Consider the following 23,779-nt stretch of genomic DNA (forward strand, 5'->3'; position numbering starts at 1 on the left):
CGTGCGACTCGATGCCGACACCGTGCGGGCCTATCACAACGCCTGCCGCCACCGCGGAGTAAAGCTGGTCGAGGGCAACGGAAACCGCCGGACCTTCGTTTGCCCGTTCCACGGCTGGTGCTGGGGGATCGACGGTCGCAACACGTTCGTATTGCGACCCGAGGCCTTCGCCGAGGAGAACATGTCCGCTGACGATCTGCAGCTCGTCTCGGTCAAATGCGAGCTCTGGGGCGGATGCGTGTGGATCAACCTCGACGACAACGCCCCGCCGCTACGCGAGTGGATGGAACCCTTCGCATCGATCTACGACGCCTGGAAAGTCGAATCGCTGCGCGTCGAATGGTGGCAATCCTGCCGACTGCCGGTGAACTGGAAGCTGGCGACGGCCGCGTTCATGGAGGGCTACCACGTCCCGCAGACGCACCCGCAGTTGCTGCCGTCGGCGCAGACCGGCGCTGCGTCGGAAGCGGTACACCCCGTCGTCGCAAGCAGTCTGTACTTCATGCGCACGCTCGGCGACGGCATGGGTGGCATGACCCATGAGAACGACATCCGCATCGCCGAGGGTATGCAGACCATCACGTTGCCGTCCGATCCGGCTGAGGCGCTGGCCGGTTGGCGCGGCGCGCTCAACGACGCGGTGGTGGCCTGGCATCGGGCGCGGGGAAGCCACATGCCCGACCTGAACGACCTCGTCCGCCGCGGGATTACCGATGCAATCGGCTTCGCCTTCCCACACCACTTCATCCTGCCCACCTATAGCAGCGCCTCCTCGTACCGGATCCGCCCGCTCGGCCCCGAGGAAACCCTGTTCGAGATCTGGTCGCTGACCCGGATGCCGGGCGACATGTCCAGTGGAAAGCCGACACCACCGGAACCGTTGGCGCCGGACGATCCACGCTGGCCGCCGATCCCGGCTCAGGACTTCTCCAACCTGCCCCGGCAGCAAAAAGGATTGCATTCCAAGGGCTTTGAGTACATGCGATTGTCAGATCAGATCGAAGGGTTGATCTCTAACTTCGAGCGGGTTGTCGACGGCTTTCTCGCCGGCCTCCCGTACGACGCGCTGGTGCCCGCGATTCAGAAGACCAACACCACCATCGATGTACCGATCGCCGATCTCGGTTTCACCTCGGAGGCGCGATGACCACGCACTGGGACCGTTCAGTTGACCTGGTGATCGCCGGCAGCGGCGGCGGCGGCATGGTAGCGGGGCTGGCCGCGCTCGACTGCGGTCTCGAGCCGCTGATCGTGGAAAAGCAAGCCCTGGTGGGCGGTTCGACGGGATTGTCCGGTGGCATCGTCTGGCTGCCCAACAACCCGCTGATGCGGGCCGACGGCATCGCGGATTCGCACGACGACGGCCTGGCCTACCTTGCCGACGTCGTCGGCGACATCGGCGCGGCGTCGTCGCCCGAGCGCCGCGAGATGTTTCTGACCGCGGGCTACGAGATGATCGACTTCCTCATTCGGCGCGGCGTCAAGCTGATTCGCTGCGACGGATGGAGTGACTACTACCCGAACCACAAGGGCGGCAACGCAGCCGGCCGGGCCGTCGAGGGCATTCCGTTCGACGCTGCCGAGCTCGGCCCATGGCACGACAAGGTGCAGCCCCCGCTGGCTAAGAACTACGGCTATACCGTGCTTACCAACGAGCTCCGCTCTGTGCAGTATTTCAACCGTGCGCCAAAGGCTTTCGCGGTGGCTACCAAGGTGTTCCTACGCACTGCCGCGGCCAGGGCTCGTCGACGCCAGATCCTGACCAACGGCGCGTCGCTGATCGGGCAGATGCTCAAGGCGCTAATGGATATCAGCGACGGCACCCCGCCACTGTGGATCAACGCCGCGTTTGCCGACCTCATCGTCGAAGACGGTCGCGTGGTGGGCGCCCGCATCATCCACGACGGCACGCCGCTCAATGTCGAAGCGCGTAGGGGAGTCCTGTTGGCGGCCGGCGGATTCGGGCACAACGCCGAGATGCGGCAGAAGTACAGCGGCGACCAACCCAATGACGCCAAGTGGTCGATCGCCAATGCCGGTGACACCGGTGAAGTGCTACAGGCCGCAATGGAACTCGGCGCCAAAGTCGACCTGCTCGACGAAGCATGGTGGTTACCTTCGGTTTTCCTCCCCGACCGGGTCATCGCGGCGTCGCTGGGCTCCGGCCGGCAGCGGCCCGGCGCCATCTATGTGGACTCGACGGGCAGGAGATTTTGTAACGAGTCGAACTCCTATGTGGAGGTCGGCAAGGCGATGTACGCCAACAAGGCGGTGCCGTGCTGGATGGTCTTCGACGAGGGGTACGTCCGCCGCTACGTGACCAGTGCCAACCCGCTGAAGCGCAACCAGCAGTTGCCGGCCGAGTTGATCGACTCGGGCGCGGTCAAACGCGCCGACACCATCGAGGGCCTGGCCCGCCAAACCGACCTTCCCGCCAACGAATTGGTGCGAACAGTGCACCGCTTCAACGAGTTTGCGGCCAAAGGCCTCGACCCCGACTTCGGCCGCGGGCAGTCCGCTTACAACGACTGCCTCGGCGATCCCGGGTATCGGCCCAACGCTGCCGTCGGCCCGCTGGACCGCGCGCCGTTCTACGCCACCAGGGTCTTGCCCGCCGATGTCGGAACCTGTGGCGGCGTGATCACCAACGAGTACGCGCAGGTGCTCGACGAGAAGGATCACGTGATCGAGGGCCTGTACGCCACCGGCAACAACACCGCGACGGTGATGGGCCGCACCTACCCGGGCGCCGGTGCCAGCATCGCCAGCACGATGGTGTTCGGTTACGTCGCCGCTCGGCATGCGGCTGGGCGCAAACTCGCCGGCGAGAAGAGCCGCTGAAACTCGCGAGCGTGACACCACTTTCACGGTCGGCATCCAGCGTGACTATAGCTTCACTTTCGAGGGTCGTCGTCCGAGGTTTCGTCGCGGCCGACGAAATCCCTTGGCTTCAAACCTGATTGCATCAGTTGAGCTCGACGTTCTTGGACGTCGGAAGCAGCGCCGACCATGTTGGTCAGGATGTGGCTGACTTGCAGGTGCACCCGCATACCCATCAACTCGTACGCGCGCTTCACGCTGTTCTTGACCGCCATCGATGTGGTCAACGGGATCTGGGCGATCTTGCGAGCCATCTCCTCGACGGTGTCCTCGAGATCGTCGCGTGGCACCACCTTGTTGAGCAGCCCCCACTCCAGCGCTTCGGCCGCCGATAGCGTCGGCGCCAACAGCAACCAATCCATGGTGCGATGCCAATTCATCAGCAGCCACGGCTCGATCATGGTGTGCCCACCCGGTTCACCGAGACTCTGCGCCAGCGGCATCTGAAAATACGCATCCTCGGATGCCACGCAGAAGTCGGTCAGCAGGCCCAGATAGATCCCACCACCCATGCAGTAGCCGTGAATCTGCGAAATCGTCGGCTTCGGAAATTCCCACAGATACAACGTCGGCCACAGGAACAGATCGGCGGTGCCTTTGTAGAGATCCTCGAACGTGTCCCCGAAATCGGGATACGGATTCTCGTCGGGACCCCAGCGGGCCACGTGCCCGCCGCAGAAACCTTTGCCGTTGGCCTTGAGGATCACGACTTTGATGTCGCGATCACGGTCGGCTTCGTGCAGGCAGGCGTCGACCTCCTGCACCAACGTCGCATCCTTGGTGTTGGCCTTGTCGGCCCGGTTCAGGATGATCCGCGCGATCGGCGGTTCACGTTCGTAGATAACCGCTTCCAGGGTGCGCCGCTCCATCTGGCTGACGTTACCTGGACGCCGCTAGATTCGAATTCGATTGACGGTTGCGCGATGCTCGCTCTAGGAGTGAAGTGTATTCAGAACGCTGGACACCGATGTACGGCAATCGATCCAGATCGTGACGACGAACGGAATGCCGATGACGACCCCGTCGGATCGGGTGGAGCAACTGGAACTGGTTGCGCGGCTCCAATCTTCCTATCCCGAACTTCCGGACGCGCCGACGCCGGATCTGATTGATCACCACCGATTTGCCGCCTACACCAAGACCCCGCATGACGTCGGTGGCGAGCCGGACGCGCCGATCGAATTCGAGAACAAACAGTACGAGATGTGGGAAGAAAACACCTACGTCATGTGCGAGGTACTGGGTTGGCGTGGGATCTGGTTGTCCGAGGAACGACGCCGGATGGGCAACGTCGACCTGGGCCGAACCATCTACCTCGGCCTGCCGTACTACGGGCGGTGGCTACTGGCCGTCGTACGGGTCCTCGCGGAAAAGCATCACATCGGCCTTAGTGAGTTAGCCGAGCGCATGACAGAAGTCAAAGCGCGGTTCGCCGGCGGCCTCCGCGGAAAATCCTTGGAGGCGAAACCCAGATTCGAAGGCGACCCCGCCACGGTAAAACGCAACCGGCACCACACCCACGCGGTCGGCAAAGGTGATCCGCAAGTGTTTGCCGGACAGGCAGACCCCCCGAAGTTCAACGTCGGCGACAAAGTCGTGGTGCGAGAGCTTCCGGTGCTGCTCTACACGCGCACTCAGGAGTACGTGCGCGGCGCGACAGGCGAGATCGCGGTGGTCTCTTACGAAAGCCCGGCCGCCGAGGATGAGACATGGGATGGGCCGGACCAGAAACCCGAGTGGTTCTACATTGTGCGGTTCAATCTGTCTGACTTGTGGCACAACTACACCGGCCCCGGCAAGGACACCTTGCAGACCGAAATCCCAGAGCGGTGGCTCGAGGCGGCAGCATGACCACCGACGACCATGGCCACGACCACGACCGTACGGCCGCGCCCATGGTGGACGAGATCACCGACTTCGAAGTTCTCGAGATCGCGCTTCGCGAACTATGCATAGAAAAGGGCATTTTCACCGCTGAGGATCATCGTCACTTCACCGAATTCGCGGAACAGATCGGACCAACCCCGGCCGCGCATCTGGTCGCGCGGGCCTGGATCGACCCCGAGTTCAAGAAACTGGTCCTGACTGATCCCATGGCCGCCAGCAAAGAAGTCGGCGTCGACTGGCTGCAACCCACCGGCTTCGGGACACCCAGTGATTTCACCGCTTTCCATGTGCTCGAAGACACGCCGACCCTGCACCACGTGATCGTGTGCACGCTTTGCTCCTGCTATCCGCGTCCGATCCTGGGCAACTCGCCAGAGTGGTACCGCACGCCCAACTTCCGGCGTCGCATCGTCCGCTGGCCGCGCCAGGTTCTAGCGGAGTTCGGGTTGTATCTATCGGAAGACGTTGAGGTCCGAGTAGAGGACTCGAACCAGAAGCACCGCTTCATGGTGATGCCGGTGCGACCCGAGGGAACTGAAGACTGGACTGAGGATCAGCTGGTCGAGATCATCACGCGCGACTGCCTGATCGGTGTCGCCCTGCCGAAGGTTGGCGTGACGTCCAACGCGGTGACCGAGACCCGCCCCGCTGTCCATCCCGCGGACTCGTGAGTGGCGACGGACCGATGAGCGCACCGGAGGAATACGAGGGGGAACCGATCGCTCCGCTGACGGAAATTATTGAGAGAAACCAGGTCTGGGGCCGTATGGCGGCAAAGTACGGCGTCGACAACCCGCTCCCACCCTGGAAAACGAGCCTTGACGGGATCTGCGACGCGCTTGACCAAAACAGCCGAGGCGCAGCGCTGCCCGGCGTCGAACAGCGCAGTGAAGAAGACGCGCTCACGGCAACCGTCTACTCCGACTTGCCTTACCCGGAGAACCGATTGGTGGCGTTGGCGCACACACTGGTGCGCCGCGGGCTCATCGACGAAACCGAGCTGGCAGACCGGCTCGCCGCCGTGCGCGCCAGGCTCGAAGCCTGACGCTGCGGCAGCGACCGGCGAATCAGGCCGAGACCGGCTTGGCGACCTTCATCAGTTTCATCAGGTTGCCGCCCATGATCTTGGCGACGTCCTCTTCGCCGAAGTCGCTGAGCTCGTCGACGAAGGTGATCGGGTCCTTGAGGCCCTCGGGGTGCGGCCAGTCGGAGCCGAACAGCACGCGGTCGGTGCCGACCATGTTGACGATCTCGGTGAACCGGTCCTCCCAGAACGGGGTGATGTAGACGCACCGCTTGAACGCCTCCACCGGGTCCTCGAGGAAGGCCTGCGGCATCTTCTTGTAGACGCCCTTGAGGCCCTTGAACAGGTCCGGCACCCAGTCGGCACCGTTCTCGATCGACAGGATCCGCAGCTCGGGGTTGCGTGACAGTGCGCCGTGGCACACCAGCGCACCCATCGCATCCAGGATCGGCCGGTGTCCCATCGCGAAGCTGCGGAAGGCGGTCGGCTTGAACGGCAAGAACTCGTCGCCGGGCTCCCACACGTTGGCGAACTCCGAGTAGCCGCTGTCCGAGGCGTGCATCGAGACCGGGATGTCGGCTTTGATGCAGGCCTGCCAGAACGGGTCGAACTCCTCGAGGCCGAATGACCGGCTGCCCTTGAAGCCGGGAACCGGTGCCGGGCGGACCAGCACGGTACGGGCGCCGCGCTCCAGACACCACTCGAGCTCTTCGAGCGCGCGGTCGACGATCGGCAGGGTGATCACCGGGGTGGCGAAGATGCGGTCCTGGTAGTTGAACGACCACTGCTCGTGCATCCACTCGTTGAGCGCGTGGATGACGTCGTGGGTCATCTCCGGGTCGTCCTTCATGCGCTCTTCGACCAGGCTGGCCAGGGTCGGGAACATCAGCGCGTAGTCGATGCCGAGTTCGTTCATCACCTCGAGGCGGGCACCCGGCTCACGGAACGCGGGGATCGCCTTCATCGGCTCGCCCAGGATCTCGCGGTAAGTCTTGCCCTGCGCGCCGTTGCGGAAATAGTCCTCCTGCGCACCCGGCTTGGCGACGACCTCGAAGGTCGGGTTCGGGATGTATTCGCTGATGTGCCCGCGAACCACGATCTTGGTGCGGCCGCGCACCTCCACATAGTCGATGACCCGCTTGCGGTTGTCCGGGAGGTACTTGGTCAGCGCTTCCTGCGGTTCGTACATGTGGTTGTCGGCATCGAACACCGGGAAGGAAAGCTCGCGTGACGGCATGGCGATCTCCTTGAAGTCTGGATTCTCACGAGGTGGTAATGACGTTACCACCTCGGCTTGGCGAGATGTAATCGGCAGGTCAGGCCGGCGGGCGGTGGGGCAGTTTCGGGGTTGCGCCGTTGATCACGGCGAAGTTCACGGTCGCCGAGGCGAGCAGGGTCTCTTCGCCGTCACCATCGCTGAGGACGTCGACCTGCATGACCATCGCGCGCCGCCCATTGCGCAGCATCCGGGGCACGGCGTATGCCATGCCCTGCCGGATCGGACGCAGGTAGCGGATGTTCATGTCGGCGGTGGTCATCGTGGTGCCCTCTTGCAGGTGCTGCACCCCGAAGTGTCCGCCCGCGACGTCAATGAGGGTGGCGATCAGACCGCCCTGCAGGGCGCCGGACGTATTCACCACCTGCGGGCTCACCGGGATCGTCATCGCGAACTCGCCGTTGTAGGTGCCGGGCCGCATCCCGATCTGGTCGAACAGCTCGGCGAGTGTCGGCGGCGCCACTTGCACCGCGTCGTCGTTGCCGAGTGCGCGGATGGAGAAGTCGTAGAGGTGGGCCGCGTCGATCGGCGAACCGGTCAATTCGGCTCCCAGCCAATGCAATCGGAGGGCACCCAAGATGGTCTGCATGATGATCGCCGCTGCGGGTCCGACGTCGAGGTTGGCCCGGAAGACGCCTTCGGAGATGCCGCGCTGAATGACATCGCGGAGCAGGTCGTGGAGTGGGGAGATCACCCGGGCGTAGTCGCGCGGCCTGGTTTCGGCGAGGTGTTGGTTGTAGAGATTCATCGCCCGGTTCAGGCTGTCCTGCGTGCTCGACTCGGGTTCCGCGCTGATCCGGTCGATGATCAGCTTGATCGCGGCGGTGCTGTCCAGCCCGGTCGTCTCGGCACGCCAGACCTGTGTCGACTGCGCCATTGTCCGTTCCAGCAATGCAATGAGCAGTTCATCCTTGCTGCTGAAGTGTTGATAGAAGGCCCGCAGTGACGTCTTGGAGCGGGCCACCACTTCTTGCACGGTGAAATCGGTGCGCCCGGTCTCGCGCAGGATCTCGACCGCGGTCTTGATGAACCGGGCGTCCCGGGTCGTCGGTTCGGCCTCTTCGCCTTCGATGCCTGCGGCCATGGCGCCTCCTCAATCGCACGCGTAATGCGCTGTGAGAATGAGGTTACCGCGCGTTGCCAAGGGAAAGTTAGGACGGCGGTGGTTCGTTGTCGGCGCGGGCGGCCATCGGGCGTCCACGATTTGCTGACTGGCGCTACTGCAGTGTGTGACGATTCGGCAATGGAGCCGCCTGACCCCCGGGGACGCGTTGCGGGGCCCTCGTGGGAGTTGCGAGCATGAGCGATCCGTTGCGTCAGGCACTGCAGGGCATCTGGTCCTCAGCGGCGCCCGCCTGGGGGCGGCATGCCGATTTCGTCGACGACCGAGGCGCGGAGGTCGCAGAAGCGATGCTGGACGCAGCGGCTTTGCGGCCCGACCAACGAATCCTGGAACTGGCATGCGGTCCCGGTGGCGTGGGCCTAGGTGCGGCCGACCTGGTCGGGCCGGGCGGCGCGGCGGTGCTTTCCGACATCGCACCCGAGATGACAGTGATCGCCGCGGAACGAGCACACGCCCGGAAGCTCGCGAACGTCCGCACCGCGCAGATCGACATGGAGCAGATCGACTTTCCCGACGCGTCGTTCGACGTGGTGCTGTGCCGAGAAGGCCTGATGTTGGTGCCGGACCCGGCAGCCGCATTACAGGAGGCGCACCGCGTACTGGTCCCTCGCGGGCGCGTCGTGTTCTCGGTGTGGGGCCCGCGGGACCGCAACCCGTGGCTGAGCATCCTCTTGGACGCGATCACCGAGACTCTCGGAATTCCGGTGCCGCCGCCAAGTATGCCGGGCCCGTTCTCGTTGTCGGAGAACGGCAAGCTCGAGGAATTGCTGGGCGCCGCCGGCTTTGGTCGCGTCAACGTCCGGGAGGTCGCAACGCCCATGAACGCCGGGTCGTTCGATGAATGGTGGGGTGTCGTGCCGTCACTGGCTGGACCAGTCGGACCGCTGCTCGCCGGGCAGCTCGCCGATGTGCGCAGCACCATCCGGGCTAGGGCCGCAGAGGCACTTGAGCAATTCCGCACTGACACTGGGTCATTCGACTTACCCGGACTGAGTTTGGTCGGCAGCGGAGTCCACTGAGCGTCCCCGTCGAATGGCGTCTTCGCCGTGGCCGGGTGGTGCGGGTCCACCTGAGGCGTCCAGAGTGTGTAGAAACTTTTGCTTTTTCGCGTCCACAGCCGCCACCTGAGGAGTACCTTAACGAAACCTGAGATGGCGTCATGGTGATGGGCGGTCCAGACCGTCCGCGTCCGAACGACACCTCTTTGCTAATAGAAGATTTTGGCGGGGGACTACAACGAGGTCGGACCCATGGCTGATCATCAGGACACAAAGCGCAATCGTCGGTCGCGCAGCGCGAAGGCCCGTCGTCGGGTAGTCGGTTTGAGTAGCGGTGTTGGTGCGATATTGGCGTTGGGCATCACGCCGTTGGCTACTGCGCCGACGGCCAAGGCCGATGCATTTGACGCGATTCTTGACCCGATCATCAATTCCATCACGAGTTCGCTGGGTGATGTGGCGGCCGGTGCGGCGGCGGTTCCCGAGCTGGGCACTCTGAGCTTGGGTGCCACCGAGGCGGCGGCCACGGCCAGCCCGGCGGATGCCTTGCAAGGGCTTGAACAGGATTGGATCAACAGCAGCTTTGGTCAGCAGTTCGACACCTTGATCAATAGTTGGTTCAACTTGGCCGATCCCACCAGCACTGCGTGTGGGTTGATCTGTAACGGCGCAGATGGTCAAGGTGGCGGGTTGATCTTCGGTGACGTCGGCGCTGATGCGCAGCCGATGAGCGAGAACTTGCTGGTCAATCCCGGCTTCGAAACGGCTGACCCGTCCGGGTCGGGATTCAGCGGGGTGACCATTCCGGGCTGGACGGAGAGCGGCACCCCGACCGTGATCCAATACGGCACCCAGGGCGGCTATCCGTTCGCCTTCGGGTCTCCGCTGCCAAAGTTCTTCGACTTCCCACAGACCCCTCTCTCGGGCGCCGGTGACAATTTCGCCGGCGGCGGGCCCGTGGCCACGTCCAGCATCAGCCAAACCGTCGACCTCACCGGCGCAGCCGGAACGCCGTTCACGCTGAGTGCAGATCTCGGCGGCCAAGGCTGGGACCCGTCCGACGCCTCAGTGCAGGTCACCTTCCTCGACGCCCATGGGGACGTCCTGGGCACCGATTCGCTCAACCCGGTCACGATATGGGATCGCCTGGGTTTCACCGGGTTTGAGGAACGCGACATCTCGGGGATGGTCCCGGATGGCACCACCTCCGCGCAGGTGACCACGACCTTCACCGACAACGACACGTTCCTCGGCAACTACAACGGCGCCTACGCCGATAACGAGTCGTTCACCGTCGGCGATCCAAGCCTCACCGCGGCGCCGCTCACCGCACCGACGTCAAACGTCGGCCAGCTGGATCACGTGTTCCTGATCTACATGGAGAACAAGGGCGTCGACGACATCGTCGGCAGCCCCAACGCGCCGTACCTCAACAGCCTGATCAACACGGAAGATTACGACAGCAACTACTTCGCCTTGGGCCACCCCAGCGACCCCAACTACATCCGGCCCATGGGCGGATCCGACTTCGGCCTCGACTACAACCCCGCCGGGAACGTCATCGACGCGAACAGCCTCATGCAAGAAATGGATCTGGCGCACATCTCGTGGGCCGGCTACGCGCAGAGCATGCCCACCCCGGGTGACCTAGTGTCGTCGGGTAACTACGCCGTCGACGAACTACTCTTCGCCCAATTCAACTACGTCTTCGATAACACCCCCGCCTACCTGCAGGAGCACCTGCTCCCGTTGACGCAGTTGTCCACCGATCTCCAGAATCCAAGCAGCTTCCCGGAATTCACGTGGATCGCTGCCGATGAGGACCACAACATGGAAGGCCCGATCGATAGTCTCCAGGGCATCGGCCAATTCCTTTACAGCCAGTTCACCGACCATCAGTACAACGTCGAGGCCGGCGACCAGTTCCTTCAGCAAGAGGTGTCCGCCATTGAAAACTCGCCAACGTGGAATGCCGATGGGGAAAGGGACGCGATCATCATCACGTTCGACGAGGACAACAACAACCTGTCGCTGGGCTTCGGCAACGACGGCAACAACGTTCCGATGATCATCATCCCGAACGCGGGCGCCGAGGCATCTGGGATGGAATCCGGCCCCTTCACCACCGACGCTTACGCCAACGAGTACAGCCTGATGGCCACGATTGAAGACGCCCTGCGTGGCAACGCGTTGCCGAATACGCCGGACCCCTTGGCCCCGCTCACTGCCAACGACATGTACGCCACACCCATGAATGCGTTCTGGAGATCCAACCCATGAGCGCTCTTTGGAAATAGTGCGACTGGGCGAATGACACTCTGACTCGACGTAAGAGTCATCTGTGAGACGCGAAGCAAAGCTACCCAGGCGTCTCGGAGGCGTTCTGGTAGTGATGACCTACTTGAAGGAGTTGTTGACTTTGCGGCCGCGCATACAAGAGTTCGAGTACCTTGACCAAGCCGGGGCGACGATGACCGGCCAGATCGCGAGGTCATCTGGGAACGGGTCGCGCCCGGGTGTGCTTGTGATGCATTCCGCCCTGGGCCTGGACGACCTGGTTCGCAGCCGTGCACAGGATCTGGCGGCACTTGGCTACGTCGCGCTCGCAACCGATATGTACGGTGTTGGCCCCGAACCGATGAGTAAAGAGGAGTGCGGCCCACTATTCCTTGCGCTCCAACAAGACCCTGATCTGCTGCGCTCGCGAGCGGCGTCGGGGCTTGATGCCCTCCGTGCGCTGCCTGAGGTGGACGCAACACGCATCTCGGCAATCGGATATTGCTTCGGCGGGCAGTGCGCGTTGGAACTCGCACGCACTGGCGCTCGACTGAGTTCGGTCGTCAGCTTCCACGGCATGCTGACAACGGCCAAACCAGCGCAGCCCGGCACTGTGTGCGCGAAGTTGCTAACCATCAGCGGCGCAATGGACCCGTACGTACCGGCGAAGGAGGTGGCTGCGTTCCAAGAAGAGATGAGCGCCGCCGGGGCCGACTGGCAGGTGACGGTGTACGGCCGAGGCCTTCATGCCTTCACCTTTCCGGACATCGAGCGGGAGGGGGTGCCAGGCACTGCCTACGATCCATTCCTCGACAGGCTCTCTTGGGCACAAGCAACCGCATTCCTTGCGGCAACTCTTTCATGATGTGGTTACCAGCCCGCAAGCGCCGCAAGTAGTTTCACTCAGCGGTGGTAGCGATTGGCCGAATTACTCTCTGATCGGCTCATTGCCCGACACCGAAATTCGACCCGTTCTTCGGCTTACACTTCCGCAATGTTCTCGGAGACGCGCTACGCGCTGAACGGGGACTTGCGCGTCGCCTACCGCGCGTCGCGTGAAGGACCCCGCGACATCGTGTTCGTCACCAATGGGTTCACTTGCTGCGAGCATCTTCCGGAGCTGCCGTCCCTTCAAGGCTGGGTTGAGGCGATGACATCGCTCGGTCGACTCATCTTTTTGGACCAGCCGGGTACGGGATCGTCCGATCCCGTCACGCCAGGCGCGCTGCCGACCTTGGAGCAATGGGCCGACAGCATCACCGCTGTACTGGACGATCTCGGGAGTCGCGAGGCGGTCATCCTTGCGGTCGCCGGGGCATTTGAGACGGGGGCGCTGTTCGCCGCGACACATCCGTCCCGCACAGCCGCGCTGATCGTGCTCGAGGGCAGCGCGTATCCGACGATTGAACGCCCTGATGGACCCCACTCCGAGCAAGCAATGGCCGGGCACGGCGCGGTCATCGGCTTCGCTCCCTTCGTCGGCATGTGGGGCACGGGGGAGTTCCAGCATCTCTTGAATCCGGACATGCCGTGGAATGAGGAGATCCGGGCATCGTGGGCACGGATGGAACGCCTGGCGGCGAGCCCGGGGACAGTTGCCCTCATGATGCCGCTGGTGTCGGAAGTGAACGTGCGGGCGGTGCTTCCGACCGTCCGTGTACCCACTGTCGTGATCCAACACAGCAACAATGCTCTGATCCCCTCCGAGCGAGGCAGGTACGTCGCCGATCAGATACCAGGCGCAAAGTATGTTGAGGTGCCGGGGCGCAACCTGTATCACTTTGTGGAACCGTGGCGTCAGTCGTTTCAGGAGATCTCAAAGTTCCTCACCGGTAGCCAGGCTGAAGTGGCCGACGATCGGGTTCTCGCCACGGTGTTGTTCACCGACATCGTGGACTCAACCCGCCGCGCCGCCGAAATGGGCGACCGTGACTGGCATGCGCTCCTTGACGCACACGATGCCGTCGTGCGGTCGCAGCTCGCTCGCTTTCGGGGCCGCGAGGTGAACACCTCCGGAGACGGCTTCCTCGCGATGTTCGACGGCCCTCAGCGAGCGATCCGCTGCGCGATGGCGATCCGCGACGCGGTGCAGGCGTTGGGCATCCAGGTGCGCGCCGGGTTGCACACCGGCGAGTGCGAGATTCGCGGCGATGACATCGGCGGTATCGCTGTGCACATCGGTGCGCGGGTGAGCGCGATGGCCGGGGCGAACGACGTGCTGGTGTCCAGCACGCTGCGCGACCTTGTGATCGGGTCGGGGCTTGAGTTCGAGGAGCGCGGCACGCACCAACTCAAAGGCGTGCCCGGCGAGTGGCGCCTTTTCGCCGTCGTCTAACTCTTGTGCACCCGGTGAAGGCGGCAAAGGCATTTGAGGTTAGACGCCTGTCAGTTGTCTTGTTATGGCAGCAACGGTAGGCGCCACGCCGGCGTCGCGGGGTCGATAAACCATAGGCGCGTCGCAGTCAGCCGCACGATCCGGATTGCTCCGGTGATCATGATCACCGCGAGTGGAATGTTGATGAGGGCCGCAGTCAACACCGATATCCAGACTTGGCCCGGCCCGGCGGTCATGATGTCGAACCAGGCGTCGCAGATCAGCAGAACTCCGGTGGTGAATCCCGGAAGTATGACCACCTCTCGACGCAGCCAGCCCAGCACCGCGGTAGCGATCATGGACGTGACGAGCACACAGTCGAAGCCGATCCACGTCGCGGGCCAGTTATGGGCGACGTATTTGTCCGGCAGGGTGAAGGCGAGGTAGATCATCCACGGGATCAACGCGATGGTGCCGCCCACCATCAGGGTCAACCGAGTGTGCCGCATCCGTCGTGCGACGGCTGGTGAAAACACCTCGTCGAGCGGTCGTTCCAGTCGCTGAATCAAGTCCCTGCGTTGCGCCGGTGACATCGCCGCGATTTGGTCATCCGACAGCAAGCGATCGCCATACTCGCTCATGACTGATGAGTATCCGCCACAGCGGCCGCGTCCCCGCTACGACGACCCAGGTGCCGTAGCGGGACCGCGCTGTTACTTGGCTGTCGCCGGTTCTTCCGCGCCGACGTCCTTGCCGACGTCCTCCAGATTCACGCCCGCGGTCTCGATCCGGAACAAGTACGTCACGATCGCTCCAGCGAGGAAGCACACCACCAGGCCCCAGAGCAGCGCGGTGGTGCCTATGGACTTGAGCAGGATGGGGAACAGGAACGCCGTCAACACCGCGCCGACCTTGGCGAAGGACGCGGCGAAGCCGGCGCCCTTGCCCCGCACCTCGGTCGGGAAGACTTCGCCGGCAAGCAGATACGTCATGGCGTTCGGGCCGAAGTTGACCATGAAGTAGAACAGCGTGAAGCCGAGGAACAGCAACCACATCACGTTGCTGCCGTCGGGGCGGATGGACAGCCCGGAGAGCAGCAGGCCAACGGCGCAGCCGATGAAGCCCCAGATCTGCAATTTGATCCGTCCGACTTTGTCCACCAGAAGGATCGCGACGATGACGCCCAAGACGAACAGCACGTCCATCATGGCCGAGCCCTTGGCGCCCAGGATGTCGTTGTGGATGGTGTCAGACAGCCCGTGCGACTTCGACTCCTTGCCGATGACGGCGCCCAGGATCGTCGGCGTGAAGATGCCGATGCCGTAGACACCCAGGTCCTGCAGGAACCACGGAACCGAGGCCAGGATCGTCGCGCGACGGTTCTTCTTCTTGAACAGCGACAGGTAGGACCCGTGACCTTCGGCGGCCTTGGCCTTGGCCTCGTCGGCCAAGTGTCCTAGTGACACGCTCTTGGGGTACTGCGGAGTGCGCTTGAGCAGTTGGGTGGTGGCCTTCTCGCCGTCCGCGGTCCGGCCCTTCGCCACCAGCCAGTGCGGGCTCTCCGTGACGTACAAGCGCCCGATGACGACCAGGATCGCCGGCACGATCGCCGCCGCATACATCATCCGCCAGGCGCCCAGGTTCGGGTTCGCATACAGGATGCCGAAGCCCAGCGCCGTGCCGAAGAACGCTCCGATGGCCTGGAATGCGAAGGCGCTCAGCACCAGTCGGCCTCGCATCGACGTAGCGATGCTCTCCGAGATCACCATGTGCGCGGTGGGGTAGTCGCAGCCCAGCGCGATACCGGCCCCGAACAGACAGATGACCAGGGTGATGAAGTTGGGGGCGAGAGTCAGGCCCACCAAGAACACGGCGAAGATGATCATCTCGATGATGAACATCTTCTTGCGGCCGTAGCTGTCCGCCAAGCCACCGAGGGCCGTCGCACCGACCAGGATGCCCGCCAATGAGGACGCGGTCACCATGCCTTTCTCGGCTGCGTTCAGGTGGAATTGGATCGAGATCAGCGGCAGGGCAACGCCGGTCATGAACACGACCATGCCTTCGAAGAACTTGCCCGCGCAGGCCAGCGCCCAGATCCGGAACTGCATCGCGGTCATCGGCATTGACTTCAGCGCCGTGCCGTCGGGCCACTGGGGCAACTCGTCGATGTACTCCTGAACCGTCTTTCCGTTGACCTTCGGTGCCTGTTTTTGGTCGAGCGTGTCGGTCATGTCACCTCTCTCAGAGTCGTCGCCATCGACTTCGCCTGCCCGACGCCGCAGAGCGGCGACGCAGCGCGGTTTGGCTGGCATGCGTGACCCACGCTGACCAGCGTCAACCCCGCAGACGCTAAGTCAGACAACTTAACGGGCGCTAACACCCGGATGAATTCGGCAAACTGTGCTGAACTTCCAAGGAAGTCGGCGGTGCAGGGCGGCGGCTTGGTTGCCGTTTGCCCAAATCAGGGCCATATTCAGACCATTGAGCCTGCCGAAATACGCAATCCTGGGGAGTGCAGGCGGCGTCGCGGGCGGCAAACTCTTCGGACCCGCAATGGCTTCATCTGTTGTTTGCTTCCGGATTGATTCGATGTCGATATTGGTGACGTTTAATGCTCGCGGACGTGCTCGAAGCGACGCGCGGCGCTGAGGCGCGCACGACGTGGCATTTCCGGCCCGGCGAACGGGTGGCCGATGTGCGGCTGACAGGTTGTTTTTCGAGGAGGCAAACATGAAGCAGCACAAGGGATTTATGGCCGCCGCCGGCCTGCTCGTCGCGGGCAGTCTGGCGCTCTCGGCGTGTACGGGTTTCGACACTCCGCCGAAGTACGCCAAGGGCGTCAAGGTCGACTGCGGGGGCAAACAAGACCTGACCGGTAGCGGTTCGACCGCTCAAGCCAACGCGATGAGCCACTTCATCACGAGCTACGAGGAGTCCTGCTCGGGCAAGCAACTGAACTACGCTGCCACCGGCTCGGGCGCCGGCGTCTCGGACTTCCTCGGCGCAAAGACGGACTTCGGCGGCTCCGACTCACCGCTGAGCGGTGACGAGTACGCGGGCGCCAAACAGCGCTGCGGCGGCAACGACGCCTGGAACCTGCCGGCCGTCTTCGGCCCGATCGCGATCACCTTCAACGTCAAGACGACAGATGTGGTCAACTTCGACGCACCCACGCTGGCCAAGATCTTCAGCGGCGCCATCACGCGTTGGGACGACCCGGCCATCACCGCGCTGAACGGAAACATGCCCGCCGAGGACATCCACGTCATCTACCGCAGCGACGCATCCGGAACCAGCGACAACTTCCAGCAGTACCTGCAGGCCGCATCTGGCGGCGCCTGGACCAAGGGCGCCGGCAAGACCTTCAACGGAGGCGTTGGAACCTCCGCCCAAGGCAACGAGGGCACGTCGGAAGCCGTCAAGAACACCGAGGGCGCGATCAGCTACAACGAGTGGTCGTACGCGATGAAGCAGCACCTCGATGTGGCCGGGATCAAGACCGCCGGCGGCGTCGTCGGCATCGGCAACGACTGGGTCGGCAAGACCATCTCGGACGTCACGATCAAAGGTCAGGGCAACGACCTTGTTCTCGACTTGTCCAAGGTCTACGCCACCACTGCGCCGGGCGCCTACCCGATCCTGCTGGCCAGCTACGAACTCGTCTGCTCGAAATACCCTGACGCTCAGGTGGGTACAGCGGTGAAGGCGTTCATGCAATCGACCGTCACCACGGGGCAGCAAGGCCTCACCCCGCTCGGCTACATCCCGTTGCCGGCCGACTTCCAGACCAGGGTTGCCGCCGCCGTCAACAGCATCAGCTGAGACGTCGGCAACGGCTGTTTCGGCCGCGACGAGAAACGTCTCGATCTCGGCTAGCATCACGTATGGCCTTCGATGGCACCAAACGATCGATACCGTGTGCCGTCCTGCTCTTTGTCGCGGCGCTGTCGTCGGCGGCCCCGGCGTTAGCGGACCCGAATGACGGCGCGTTCGTTGATGCCCTCGCCAAGGGCGGGATCGTCCTTCCGGATGACAACGCCGCAATTGCCATGGCCCACACCGTGTGCGCCGGACTCGATCAGCGCGCCAAAACCAGCCTTCTCGCAATGAAGTTGATGAAGGATACGGACCTTTCGATGAAGCAGTCCGGCTACTTCATCGGCGCTGCCATCTCCGCCTACTGCCCGCAAAACGCTGGAAACGCCGACAATTCGACGCGCTATCTCTACCCCGGCCTCCCGCTGATGTGATCAGCCCGACGCCGGTAGGTCACGAATCAAAGATCGTCGTCCCGTAACCGCTGGGGCTCTCGGCGATGTATACCGGCCCCAGGTAGAAGGGCGTGTACCCGGAATTCACTGCACTTCCGGACGTAACAAATGGCCCGTCCGTTTGGGTCGTCGTGTACGAGTACAAGAGCGTCTCTCCGTTACCGGTGTACACCGAGATGGTTATTCCCGCCGGCACGATCCCCGAGGTCTGACCGGTGTCGAGCACCGATGACGGGATGAAGCCATACACGCCACCGGAATCGATTGCGACGGCAACGTGTTCGAGAGGTCCGTCACCGATCTTTACGTCCAGGGCGGTAGTCGGTGCTCCGGCCAGCGAGATGGTGCTTGGCAATGGGTTGGGACCGAGTTCCAGCACTCCCTGGGGTTCGTTGATGAGCGCACCTTGATCCAGGGTGCCCGGCAGTGCCGCTATCACAGTGCTGGTGCCCGGGAACCCGTTGTCCGGCCCAATGCCCAAAACGCCGACGGCGCCGCTAGAAGCAAAATAGTTCTCGAAGGCCGGCGTCGATCCGGTAGTGACGAGGTCTACGGCCGTCGGCGAGGTGACGATGCCATCTCCGAAACTCACTGTGGTGTCATACGTTTCGTAGGAGTACGTCAGCCCGCCGCTGTAACCGGCGGAGCCCCCATAGACTTCGCTGCCAAGGTCTTGCGTTGGGACGTACTGGGGTTCGATAACAAGTCCAGTGGATCCGGTGTCAACTATGACGGGCTCCAGCGGTCCGCCGTTTACCGAGATGTAGATCAGCGGTTGATGAAGATTGTTCATCGTCAACGGGATGGTTGCGTTCGCCAAACTGGGGGTGCCGTCGGTGCCACCAGGGGTGCCACCGGCGCCGCCGTCGCCGTTGATGCCGGGCGTCCCGACGGGGCCACCGCTGCCACCCGTGCCGCCGTTTCCGCCGTCGCCGCCATTGGCGGTGGTGCCCGTGGCGCCGGCAGCGCCCGCGTTTCCGCCGTCGCCACCGTTTCCGCCGGCGCCGCCATAGGCGTCGGACCCAACGTAAGCGGCGGTGCCGCCGTCGCCGGCGTTCCCGCCGTTGCCCCCCGGGCCGGCGTTGCCGACGGTGCTTCCGTTGCCGGCGGCGCCGCCGGTGCCGCCATTCCCGCCATTCCCGCCATTCATGCCTTGGATGTAGCCGTCGGTGCCGCCGCCGCCGTTCCCGCCGATGCCGCCCTGGCCGCCGTCACCGCCGGTGCCGGCGCTGAATCCCTGCCCGCCGTTGCCGCCGGAGCCCGCGGCACCGCCATCCCCGCCGGCGCCGCCGGTGCCGACGACCGTTGGCCCGTCGATGCCAGGCCCGTCGTGGTAGCCGTTGCCGGGCGCACCGCCCGCGCCGGCCGCCCCGCCGTCGCCGCCGTCGGCACCCTTGCCGCCGATGCTGTCGATGCTGTTGCCGCCATTGCCGCCGTTGCCCCCGACGCCGCCATCACCGCCGGCGCCGCCGCTGCCGTTGAACCCGTAATAGCCTGTGTTGCCGTCAGATTGGGCCGCGGCGCCACCTTGGCCCCCTTGGCCACCGGCCCCACCATCGCCGCCGGCAAAACCGGGGTTGTCGCCTGCCGCGCCGTTGCCGCCATCTCCGGCGGAGCCGCCAATGCCGCCGGCACCGCCGTTGCCGCCGCTGCCAAAGGAGACACCGGTGTGTAAGTTGTTGCTCCCTTGGCCAGGGCCTCCGCCGCTGCCTCCGTTTCCGCCGGAGCCGGCACTGCCGCCATTGCCGCCGGTGCCGCTAGCGGCCATGCCGCCGCTACCGCCTTGGCCGCCGCCGCCGCCATTCCCACCGTCACCGCCGCTGCCACCGGAGCCCGTGCTGACGTTGTAGGCTGCGCCTCCCTCTGCTCCTGCACCGCCATTGCCGCCGTTGGCGCCGTTTCCGCCGTTGCCGGCGTTACCGAACATCGACCCGCCGTTGCCGCCGTTGCCGCCGGCTCCACCGTTTTCACCGGTCGCGCCGTTGCCGCCGACACCGCCCGCGGGGCTGGTGGCTGTTCCGGTCGCACCGGTGCTGCCGGCCGCGCCGTCGGCGCCATTGCCGCCGTCCCCGCCGTTGCCGCCGTCGCCGATCAGGTCGGCATTCCCGCCGTTCCCGCCGCTGCCGCCATCGGCGCCGTCCCCACCGTCGCCGCCGTCACCGATCAGACCGGCGGCCCCGCCGCTACCGCCCTGGCCCAGCGCATCAGTGGCGCCGTTGCCGCCGTTGCCGAACCACAGCCCGCCGGCCTCGCCATTGGCCGCTGCCAACGTTGAGTCCGGCGTTCCGTTAGCGCCGTTGCCGATCAGGATGCCGCTGCCACCAATGTCGTGCCACAACGTATTGAGCTGAGCGTCGTACGCCGCGCCGGATTGGCTGGTGATCCACTCTTGCGCGAGCGTCTGGAGCATCGCGTCGAACGAACTAGCAGCAGGAGACGGATCGGACGCCGCCGGCAATGCCGAATCCGCAGAACTCGCAACAAGGCTGCCGATACCCAGATTGACCAAGGGATCCGCAGCTGACACGGAATCAAGGCCGGCCAACGGCTCCAACAGACTCGTAAGTGAATTAGCGATGGAGTTGACGATTGGGTCGATGACTACGTCAAACCCGTCGGCATGGGCAACCGGCGCGCTGGCCAGCGGAGTCATCGCCGCGCCCAGAAACGCGCCGGCAGCCGTCGCCAGACCGGCCACGCGACGATGCCGGCGCGCCTTAACCTGGCGCGGCCGAATTTCCCGCTTGCGTGGGCATTGAGCCATTCTGATCCTGAAAGAACCTGAGATTTCCCTTAAGCATTTGTAAGGTAGCCGCGAGATAGCCCTCGGGCGTGCGTATCCGCAAAAACGTCGGATACTTGCCAAGATGCCCGGCGCCCGCGCCAAGCGATTCAGCCGCCGCGGGCCTCGACCATCGCTGAACGGTTGACCTTGGTCGCGGCCGTTCGCGGGATCTGGTCGACGAATTCGACGGTCTTCGGCACCTTGTACGCGGCCAGCCGGGTCTTCGCGAAGACGATGACATCCCGCTCGGTCAGCGACTGTGTGCTGTCGGCCAGTTGAACCACCGCGTGTACCCGACGGCCCCACTCGCGGTCGGACAGCCCGATGACCACCACATCGGCGATGCCGTCGTGTTCGGCCAGCGCGCATTCCACCTCGGCGGGAAAGACATTGGCACCGCCGGTGACGATCATGTCGCTTCGGCGATCCGCGATGTAGAGATAGCCGTCGGCGTCGACGTGGCCGATATCGCCTGCTGTGCGGAATCCGTCGGGTGTCGACGGCAGCAGCGGCGCGCCGCCCAGATAGCGGTATCCGGCGCTCATCGGTGAGCGCAGATAAATCTCGCCAAGCTCACCGGGACTCACCGGCTCGCCCTGCGGGTCCAGGATGCGCACTTCGGTGTCCCGGAAACCGCGGCCGACGCTGCCAACGTGCGCCAGCCACTCGTCACCGCGTAATGCGGTGATGCCCAGGCCCTCGGTCATCCCGTAAGCCATCACGACCTGTTCCGGGCTGAGCAGGTCGAACCAGGTACGTAGCAGCGTATGTGGCATTACCGCGGCGCCCTGCAAGATCCACGCGACGCTGGATAGGTCCCGCCGGCGTATGTCGGGAAGGGCCGCGATGCGGGCGAGCATGGTCGGTGTGGCCGTGAAGTTGGTGACGCGGTAGCGTTCGATCACGTCGATAAAGGTTGCCGCATCGAACTTTTCGAGCACCACCAATCGGTCGCCGCCCAACAGATAGGTCATCGGTGAGAAGCCGTTGGTGTGATACATCGGAGCGGGCACCAGGATGGTCTGCGGCTGGGGCGTCGGCGACCAGGCGGCCAGAAATGGGAACGACGACTCCGGCGTCCAGATACCTTGCGCCAGCGTGAGAATGACCTTCGGCAGGCCGGTCGATCCGCTGCTGCAAATCCCGTTCGCGTTGGGGGATACGACCGCCGGCAACGGGTCGCCGGCCTGGTCGCCGGCGCGTGAAGTGAATGTCGACAGCGTCTGTTCGTCGACGGTGACCGCCGGGTCGATCACCTCGAGCACCCGGGACCGCTCCCAGTCGGGCAGATCCCAGCGCATCGGAACCGGGACAGCGCCGATCTTCCAACAACCCAGCACCGCCAGCACCAGGTGCTCGGAGTTGGGAATCGCCAGTGCGACAAGCGAACCGATCTCAGCGCCGCCGGCTTTCAGGGCCCGTCCCCACTGGTTGGCTCGGCGGTCCAATTCCGCGAAGGTCATCGAGCGCCCCGTACCGTCACGCGCGATGACGGTCAGCGCAATATCGTCACAACGCTGTTCGGCGAGCTGCTGAAGTTTGACGCCGAACGGAATTCCTTCGTCGAGCGGTTGGGAGGCCTTTTCAGCAGCGACGGGCTCGGTGCTCACGCCGATACCGGTCCAGAAAACAGCGTCTCGAACCCCCCGTCGCGGATACCGGGCAGCAGCCGCATCGCGAGCACCTCGGTGCTGACTGGCAGCCGGATCAGCGGCTGGGTGTGCCGGTCGAGCACGCTGACGTCGGACTCGTCGCAGAAGCCCAGCGCTCCCAGTAACTGGTGCGCGGCGCGCAGGACTAGTCGTGCGGTCTCGCCGGCCTTGAGACGGAGGATCAGTGCGTCAGCCGAACGCACCTGCGCCGGAACAGATTCGAATCGGCTGATGGTGTACTTGGCGAGTTCATGAAGACCGCGTGACGCGACAGCGGCGTCGGCGACCGTGAACCGGACCGCCTGGAAATCCGCCAGCGGCTTGCCGAACTGCATCCGCGCGACTACGTGCTGTCGAGTGATTTCAAGGCACTGCTGCACTGCGCCGACGATCCGCCAGGATCCCAGCGTCAGATGCAGATCGACGTCGGCGGCCGGCACCGTCCCGTCGGGCGGACCCACCGTGGCCGGAACCAGAAAGGGTCCGAGCTTGGCGGCAGTGCGTGATGACGGCTGCACTTGGTAGCGCGTGCCATCGAGGTCGGCGGCGATCCAGTCGCCGGCCAAGTCGCCGTGATCGATCCGGGGTGCTTCGGGATTCACCAAGGCGAGTCGGGCACCGTCGATCGCCATGAGCTCCTCGACGAGCGGATAGGGGAGGGCGGTTGCGCCGGCAGCCTGGCAGAGCACGGCGGCGGCCAGCCGATCGTCGGAAGAGGATCGCACGTCGAGGTCGAACGCGCCGAGGTCCGACAATGCGGTCCGGGCGTCCTGGCGGAGCCGGTCGTCGGTTTCGGCCTGCAGCGCGGCCTGGGGTCCGCCGAACCGGACGAGCCGTTTTGTGGCGACAGCGGAGAACTCGGCAATATCTTCTGGCAGAGCGGTTTTCATCCGTGAGCTCCCAAGGTTTCCCGCGCGACGAGCATCCGCTGCACTTCGATGGTTCCGGACGCGACCGTGGCCGCCTGGGCGTAGCGCCAGTGGTCTTCGACAGCACCATGCAGCGCCGCCGACGTGCCGCTGTCCAGCGCCGTCGGCCCGAGCACGTCGAACAGCAGCTCGGCCACTTGCTGGTCGCAGGTGGTGGTCGCGATGCGTGCGGCGCTGGCCGCGGCTCCGGCTGACGGGTCGTCCTGCAATGACACCGCGCGATAGGCCAGCAGCCGCGCGATTCGAAGGTCGATCAATGCCCGCACCCAGCGCGTGCGGATGGACTCGGGCAACTGATCCCAATCGTCACCGAGTTCGGTTTGCATCCGGTCGAGCAATGACTCGCACCGGGCGTAGCGG

Annotated in this window: 20 protein-coding genes; 11 read left to right on the plus strand and 9 right to left on the minus strand. The window is 64.4% G+C overall.

The genetic code is table 11. From position 1 onward, the window contains the following. The coding region (locus tag VN856_RS03125; protein WP_325686051.1) for an aromatic ring-hydroxylating dioxygenase subunit alpha at window positions 1-1,147 on the plus strand (1,147 nt) is incomplete at its 5' end. Continuing rightward, window positions 1,144-2,841, plus strand: coding sequence for an FAD-binding protein (locus VN856_RS03130; protein WP_325686054.1), 1,698 nt, complete (start codon window positions 1,144-1,146; stop codon window positions 2,839-2,841). The genes VN856_RS03125 and VN856_RS03130, both read left to right, overlap by 4 nt. A gap of 53 nt (window positions 2,842-2,894) precedes the next feature. Here VN856_RS03130 and VN856_RS03135 read toward each other — a convergent pair whose 3' ends face one another. After that, on the minus strand, window positions 2,895-3,749 hold the full coding sequence (locus tag VN856_RS03135) for an enoyl-CoA hydratase-related protein (protein WP_325686056.1): 855 nt from the start codon (window positions 3,747-3,749) through the stop codon (window positions 2,895-2,897). A 142-nt stretch (window positions 3,750-3,891) separates the two neighbouring features. Here VN856_RS03135 and VN856_RS03140 point away from each other — a divergent pair, with 142 nt between their 5' ends. The 3 genes from VN856_RS03140 to VN856_RS03150 are packed head-to-tail and all read left to right on the plus strand — an operon-like array spanning window position 3,892 to window position 5,812. Next, entirely contained in the window at window positions 3,892-4,731 is an 840-nt protein-coding gene (locus VN856_RS03140) for an SH3-like domain-containing protein (protein ID WP_325686058.1), read from the plus strand. Beyond that, window positions 4,728-5,438, plus strand: coding sequence for a thiocyanate hydrolase subunit gamma (gene scnC, locus VN856_RS03145; protein ID WP_325686060.1), 711 nt, complete (start codon window positions 4,728-4,730; stop codon window positions 5,436-5,438). The genes VN856_RS03140 and scnC overlap by 4 nt, the downstream gene beginning before the upstream one ends. A gap of 14 nt (window positions 5,439-5,452) precedes the next feature. After that, complete coding sequence (locus VN856_RS03150) at window positions 5,453-5,812, plus strand: thiocyanate hydrolase (RefSeq protein ID WP_325686062.1); 360 nt, start codon at window positions 5,453-5,455, stop codon at window positions 5,810-5,812. Window positions 5,813-5,834: 22 nt separating this feature from the next. Here VN856_RS03150 and VN856_RS03155 read toward each other — a convergent pair whose 3' ends face one another. Continuing rightward, a complete protein-coding gene (locus tag VN856_RS03155; protein WP_325686064.1) occupies window positions 5,835-7,028 on the minus strand; it encodes an amidohydrolase family protein in 1,194 nt (397 codons plus the stop codon). 79 nt (window positions 7,029-7,107) lie between these two features. Then, window positions 7,108-8,151 (minus strand): hotdog fold thioesterase, encoded by a 1,044-nt coding sequence (locus VN856_RS03160; RefSeq protein ID WP_325686066.1) that lies wholly within the window; start codon window positions 8,149-8,151, stop codon window positions 7,108-7,110. Between the two features lie 215 nt (window positions 8,152-8,366). On the opposite strand from VN856_RS03160, the gene VN856_RS03165 reads away from it, so the two are divergent. The 4 genes from VN856_RS03165 (at window position 8,367) to VN856_RS03180 (ending at window position 13,800) form a co-directional block, all read left to right on the plus strand. Then, entirely contained in the window at window positions 8,367-9,209 is an 843-nt protein-coding gene (locus VN856_RS03165; RefSeq protein ID WP_325686068.1) for a class I SAM-dependent methyltransferase, read from the plus strand. Between the two features lie 231 nt (window positions 9,210-9,440). Beyond that, window positions 9,441-11,468, plus strand: coding sequence for an alkaline phosphatase family protein (locus tag VN856_RS03170; protein ID WP_325686070.1), 2,028 nt, complete (start codon window positions 9,441-9,443; stop codon window positions 11,466-11,468). Between the two features lie 190 nt (window positions 11,469-11,658). Then, window positions 11,659-12,330 (plus strand): dienelactone hydrolase family protein, encoded by a 672-nt coding sequence (locus tag VN856_RS03175; RefSeq protein ID WP_325686072.1) that lies wholly within the window; start codon window positions 11,659-11,661, stop codon window positions 12,328-12,330. Window positions 12,331-12,459: 129 nt separating this feature from the next. Beyond that, on the plus strand, window positions 12,460-13,800 hold the full coding sequence (locus tag VN856_RS03180) for an adenylate/guanylate cyclase domain-containing protein (RefSeq protein ID WP_325686074.1): 1,341 nt from the start codon (window positions 12,460-12,462) through the stop codon (window positions 13,798-13,800). 62 nt (window positions 13,801-13,862) lie between these two features. On the opposite strand, the gene VN856_RS03185 is transcribed toward VN856_RS03180, so the two are convergent. Beyond that, window positions 13,863-14,420: a hypothetical protein gene (locus VN856_RS03185; protein WP_325686076.1), complete on the minus strand. Its 558-nt coding sequence runs from the start codon at window positions 14,418-14,420 to the stop codon at window positions 13,863-13,865. Window positions 14,421-14,492: 72 nt separating this feature from the next. Continuing rightward, window positions 14,493-16,013 carry an MFS transporter gene (locus VN856_RS03190; protein WP_325686078.1) on the minus strand — a complete coding sequence of 507 codons (1,521 nt, stop codon included), beginning with the start codon at window positions 16,011-16,013 and terminating at the stop codon, window positions 14,493-14,495. 499 nt (window positions 16,014-16,512) lie between these two features. Between VN856_RS03190 and pstS the strand changes: the two genes are divergently transcribed. Further along, window positions 16,513-17,604 carry a phosphate ABC transporter substrate-binding protein PstS gene (pstS, locus tag VN856_RS03195; protein WP_325686080.1) on the plus strand — a complete coding sequence of 364 codons (1,092 nt, stop codon included), beginning with the start codon at window positions 16,513-16,515 and terminating at the stop codon, window positions 17,602-17,604. Between the two features lie 62 nt (window positions 17,605-17,666). Further along, on the plus strand, window positions 17,667-18,032 hold the full coding sequence (locus VN856_RS03200) for a DUF732 domain-containing protein (protein ID WP_325686082.1): 366 nt from the start codon (window positions 17,667-17,669) through the stop codon (window positions 18,030-18,032). A gap of 19 nt (window positions 18,033-18,051) precedes the next feature. Here VN856_RS03200 and VN856_RS03205 read toward each other — a convergent pair whose 3' ends face one another. The 4 genes from VN856_RS03205 to VN856_RS03220 all read right to left on the minus strand — a co-directional run. After that, window positions 18,052-20,751 (minus strand): PecA family PE domain-processing aspartic protease, encoded by a 2,700-nt coding sequence (locus tag VN856_RS03205; RefSeq protein ID WP_325686084.1) that lies wholly within the window; start codon window positions 20,749-20,751, stop codon window positions 18,052-18,054. Between the two features lie 194 nt (window positions 20,752-20,945). Then, the gene (locus VN856_RS03210; RefSeq protein WP_325686086.1) at window positions 20,946-22,448 is read right to left on the minus strand and encodes a class I adenylate-forming enzyme family protein; all 1,503 of its coding nucleotides are present in this window, start codon (window positions 22,446-22,448) and stop codon (window positions 20,946-20,948) included. Beyond that, window positions 22,445-23,380, minus strand: a complete 936-nt coding sequence (locus VN856_RS03215) for an acyl-CoA dehydrogenase family protein (RefSeq protein ID WP_325686088.1) — start codon at window positions 23,378-23,380, stop codon at window positions 22,445-22,447. Before VN856_RS03215 ends, VN856_RS03210 begins: the two co-directional genes overlap by 4 nt. Next, on the minus strand, window positions 23,377-23,779 hold a 403-nt coding region (locus tag VN856_RS03220), incomplete at its 5' end, for an acyl-CoA dehydrogenase family protein (RefSeq protein WP_325686090.1). The genes VN856_RS03215 and VN856_RS03220, both read right to left, overlap by 4 nt.

This window comes from Mycobacterium sp. (assembly GCF_035603715.1).
In the GTDB taxonomy this organism is placed as follows: Bacteria; Actinomycetota; Actinomycetes; order Mycobacteriales; family Mycobacteriaceae; genus Mycobacterium.